A 4431-nucleotide genomic window follows, 5' to 3' on the forward strand; every position below is an offset into this window, starting at 1 on the left:
CCATATACCCGAAAAGATACTTTCAGCTGCTAAGGAAATTCGTAGTAAATCTTCTTTGAGTAGTGGTGGCCAATCAACCCCGGCTTTACGCCCTGCGCCAAATAGCTGTTGCGCCTTAATGCTTAACTGATAAAGGGCCAAAGCCAGGTCTCGGTCTAGGCTCTTTGCATCTTTGAGCACTTCAAACACCACTTTCAATGCCAACAAAATCGAAGTGATCTGACCGGGTATCGGCGGTTTGCCCTGTTTCATACGCGTTAACAGCGCATCTGGGTTTTCCTCGGTTGTGATTGTCTGATCTATGAGGAGTTTCCTAGCTGTTTCGTAATTCATGTAGTCAGTTTAGCGTACATTTTGCTTCAGCAGTAATACTTAATTAAAAAGTAATAAAACGGCTTTCTAGTTATTTATAGCAATCTCTGATGATTTGTGAAATGATAGGCGTGGGGAAAATGATCGGTAATTGGCGATGCTCTAGGTTAACCAGATAGACTGAATATAATATCTTTGAAAAATACACCTTACTAGGAATCAGAAGTAAAATGTTCTCACCGAATTTGCTAGAAATTGAGCGCTCTATCCTTGCCTTGTCTGTAGAAGATCAACTTTGGCTGTTAGAAAGTATTGTTCGACAAATTCGAGAAAGGGAGTATGTAAAAGATAAATCTGCTGATGCGAAAAATCTAGAAGAACAACTGCAATTGACATCTATAGAGCCAAAAATTCAAACACAAATTGCTGCTACAAATGATGAATTTGCAATTTCTGAAATCCTCTGATATGTATAAATAAAAATTATGAAATTACCAGACATAAGAGATTAAATATACAAGTTATCAGTGAGCGATCGCAAAAAAATTGCTGAGTGCGATCGCAGTCTCTAAATTAATCATCTACATTGCAAAAGCAATTTTATTCCGTAATAAAAACAAGTTTTTGCGTAATCTAGATTGCCAAACTGTTTTCGTTTACACGGGGATGTGGCGATCGCAAAATCAGATTATTAACCAAAATCCCCATAGTTAAAATTATGGAGATGCCCCTATTCCTTTTAATTTTGTTTCATCTATCTTTACGATTCAACCCCGTTATGGTATACCACTGTGGTAAATACGCTCTGATAATGTTGCTGATTATCAGTCAATAGGGACAATCTCGCAAAAGCAAATTTTAACGGTGCTTATTACATTGTTTAAAGTTATGTAGCCTTTTGATTACGGCCTATCAACCACTGCGGTAGACTATGCGTTGATTATGATTCTTTCGCAGAGAAGAACACTCGAAAGGAGCCGTTTTTTCAATGTCTCATACCGTAAAAATCTACGATACCTGCATTGGCTGCACCCAATGCGTCCGCGCTTGCCCTACTGATGTACTTGAGATGGTTCCTTGGGATGGCTGTAAAGCTGCTCAAATTGCCTCTTCACCCCGTACAGAAGACTGCGTGGGCTGTAAGCGTTGCGAAACTGCTTGTCCCACCGACTTTTTGAGCATCCGGGTTTACCTGGGCGCTGAAACAACTCGCAGTATGGGTCTAGCTTACTAAAAAGCTGAGTGCTGATCGGAGTGCTGATCGGAGTGCTGAGTACTGAGTGCTGAGTGCTGAGATAAAAAGAAGTAAATCACAAATACAATTTTTTGATTCTTCACTCGGAACTCGGAACTCGGAACTCAGCACTCTTCATGAAATCGCAATTTTAGATTGGGGATATAATCTCTGGGTATCTAAATCCTAGAAGCTGTATTTGTACCGTCAGGTCAAAAGCTGACGGGGAATCCGCTGTAAAAAAACCTAAAATCCATAACAATACCTAGTGGTAGAGGGAGTATTTTACTCCCTTTTTCTTTGCAAAACGTCCACTTTATGCTACCTACTATACTGGATTTAATCATCCTGAAAAAAAGTGGCGTGAAGAATGTGCGGAATTGTTGGATATATAGGCACTCAAGCGGCGACAGACATTTTACTAGCTGGACTGGAGAAACTAGAGTACAGGGGCTACGATTCGGCTGGAATCGCCACTGTTTGGGAAGGTGAGGTAAATTGTGTGCGGGCAAAGGGTAAACTCCATAACCTGCGTTCTAAACTGGAACAAATAGAAACCCCTGCCCAAATTGGTATTGGTCATACACGCTGGGCAACTCATGGTAAACCAGAAGAGTATAATGCTCATCCCCATTTGGATACGGCAAAACGAGTGGCGGTGGTGCAAAATGGCATTATTGAAAATTACCGCGAGTTACGCGAGGAACTCAAAGCCAAAGGACACGAATTTCGTTCTGAAACCGATACCGAAGTCATTCCCCATCTGATAGCCGAATTTTTAAAGAATCTTCCCCCCTCATCTCCCTTCCTAGAGGCAGTTCGCCAAGCCGTTAACCACTTGCGTGGGGCGTTTGCACTTGCAGTTATTTCTGCTGATTTCCCCGATGAATTGATTGTTGTTCGCCAACAAGCACCTTTAGTAATTGGTTTTGGTCAAGGGGAGTTATTTTGTGCCTCTGACACGCCAGCGATCGTTGCTTACACCCGTGCAGTGCTACCTCTGGAAAATGGCGAAATTGCCCGCCTCACACCTTTGGGTGCTGAGATTTACAATTTTGCTGGCGACAGGTTGAAAAAACAACCCCGATTGCTCAACTTCAATCCTGCAATGGTAGAAAAGCAGGGATTTAAACACTTCATGCTCAAAGAAATCCATGAGCAACCAGGGGTAGTAAGAGCTAGTTTAGACGCTTACTTTAATCCAACCGAATCTAGCGAATCGCCAATCAATCTTGGCTTACCTGAAGATTTATATACTGATTTAGAACAAATTCAGATCGTCGCCTGTGGTACAAGTTGGCACGCAGCATTAATCGGAAAATATTTACTCGAACAACTAGCAGGAATTTCAACTCAAGTACATTACGCTTCTGAGTATCGCTATGCACCATCACCCGTAACGGCTAACACCTTGATAGTTGGCGTTACCCAATCAGGTGAAACAGCCGATACCCTAGCAGCTTTGACGATGGAAAAAGAACGTCGCCAAGGGAAAGAACCCAAATATCAAGCGCGACTACTGGGTATTACGAATCGCCCAGAAAGCAGCCTCGGTCATCTAGTGCCGCATGTTATCAGTACTCTAGCGGGAATTGAAATTGGGGTAGCAGCGACGAAAACCTTTACCGCCCAACTGATGGCGTTTTATGCTTTGGCATTGGATTTAGCAGCTCGTCGTCAGACAGTTTCAAAAGATACATTAGATCAAATTATTAATGGGTTGCGGCAGATTCCCAAAGAAATTGAAGCAACTTTAGAAAGTCAGGAACGTTTAACCGAACAGCTAGCCCACGAATTCGCCGAAACCAAAGATTTCATTTTTGTGGGCAGAGGAATTAACTTTCCGATTGCTTTGGAGGGGGCATTGAAATTAAAAGAAATCAGCTACATTCACGCCGAAGGTTATCCAGCTGGAGAGATGAAACATGGCCCGATCGCACTTTTAGATGCGAAAGTACCAGTAGTTGCGATCGCAATCCCTGGTAGCGTTTACGAAAAGGTTATTTCTAATGCCCAAGAAGCCAAAGCTAGAGATTCTCGCTTAATTGGCGTGACTCCCGTCAACGATGGCGAAGCTGCGGAAATTTTTAACGATCTTCTTCCCGTCTCTCATGTAGAAGAGTTACTTTCTCCGATTCTGACAGTAGTTCCTTTGCAATTATTGGCTTATCATATTGCCGCCCGTCGAGGTTTGGATGTAGATCAACCTCGTAACCTTGCTAAAAGTGTTACCGTCGAATAGTATTATTTTATACTTGTTGTGGAGTTGAACAATTAATAATTCGGTTAAACAATAACCCTTTATAGAGTACGCTTGTATTAAGAAGATATGCGATCGCTCTCAGGGGTTATTTTTATGGTTAGAGGCAGAGGAGAATGGACACAAGCCAAATTTGAGCGCTATAGAAAAGAAGGTCGTGGGCGGGGGAGTGGTAAAGACTATAAGCCCTGGATTACAATCCAAGATTTTCCCTCGAAAGGTCGGTCGTCTAGGACTCCTGGCTGGAAAAGCAACCGAGTACATCATTTCTTGTCAGACCAAGAAAAACGATTATTTTATTTATTTGAGTGGTCAGATGTCGTCACAGATACAAGAGAGCAATTCCCTCTAGACGACCTTGACCTAGCGATGAGTATCGCTACGGAGATGGGTATAAAGTATCCTGTAGACCTACAAAGTGGTACTCCTTATGTCTTAACAACTGATTTCATGCTTACAGTAAATCAGAATGGAAAGCAGGTTCAGATTGCCCGAACAGTTAAGCAATCAACAGAGCTAGAGAAAAAGCGAGTAATTGAAAAATTGGAATTAGAGAGGCGGTACTACTTAGCAAAAAGCATAGACTGGGGAATTGTTACAGAAAATGAAATTCCAAGGCTATTAG

5 protein-coding genes are annotated in these 4431 nt (G+C 42.2%); 4 read left to right on the plus strand and 1 reads right to left on the minus strand.

What is annotated here, in order from left to right:
* The coding region (locus tag IQ229_RS14725; protein ID WP_194044866.1) for a Dethiobiotin synthetase at window positions 1-333 on the minus strand (333 nt) is incomplete at its 3' end.
* Between the two features lie 209 nt (window positions 334-542).
* On the opposite strand from IQ229_RS14725, the gene IQ229_RS14730 reads away from it, so the two are divergent.
* The 4 genes from IQ229_RS14730 to IQ229_RS14745 all read left to right on the plus strand — a co-directional run.
* Window positions 543-779, plus strand: a complete 237-nt coding sequence (locus IQ229_RS14730) for a hypothetical protein (RefSeq protein ID WP_194044868.1) — start codon at window positions 543-545, stop codon at window positions 777-779.
* Between the two features lie 521 nt (window positions 780-1300).
* On the plus strand, window positions 1301-1546 hold the full coding sequence (gene psaC / locus IQ229_RS14735; protein WP_012411495.1) for a photosystem I iron-sulfur center protein PsaC: 246 nt from the start codon (window positions 1301-1303) through the stop codon (window positions 1544-1546).
* 370 nt (window positions 1547-1916) lie between these two features.
* A complete protein-coding gene (glmS, locus tag IQ229_RS14740; protein ID WP_194044870.1) occupies window positions 1917-3788 on the plus strand; it encodes a glutamine--fructose-6-phosphate transaminase (isomerizing) in 1872 nt (623 codons plus the stop codon).
* Between the two features lie 114 nt (window positions 3789-3902).
* Window positions 3903-4431 (plus strand): TnsA endonuclease N-terminal domain-containing protein (locus tag IQ229_RS14745; protein ID WP_194044871.1); only part of this gene is annotated, 529 nt, incomplete at its 3' end.

Origin of the sequence: Nostoc cf. edaphicum LEGE 07299, assembly GCF_015207245.1 — a bacterium.
Lineage (GTDB): Bacteria > Cyanobacteriota > Cyanobacteriia > Cyanobacteriales > Nostocaceae > Nostoc > Nostoc edaphicum_B.

Excerpts from the sequence above, each read along its gene's own strand:
- psaC (WP_012411495.1), top strand. The coding sequence starts at position 1,301 with ATGTCTCATACCGTAAAAATCTACGATACCTGCATTGGCTGCACCCAA.
- IQ229_RS14730 (WP_194044868.1), top strand. The coding sequence starts at position 543 with ATGTTCTCACCGAATTTGCTAGAAATTGAGCGCTCTATCCTTGCCTTG.
- glmS (WP_194044870.1), top strand. The coding sequence starts at position 1,917 with ATGTGCGGAATTGTTGGATATATAGGCACTCAAGCGGCGACAGACATT.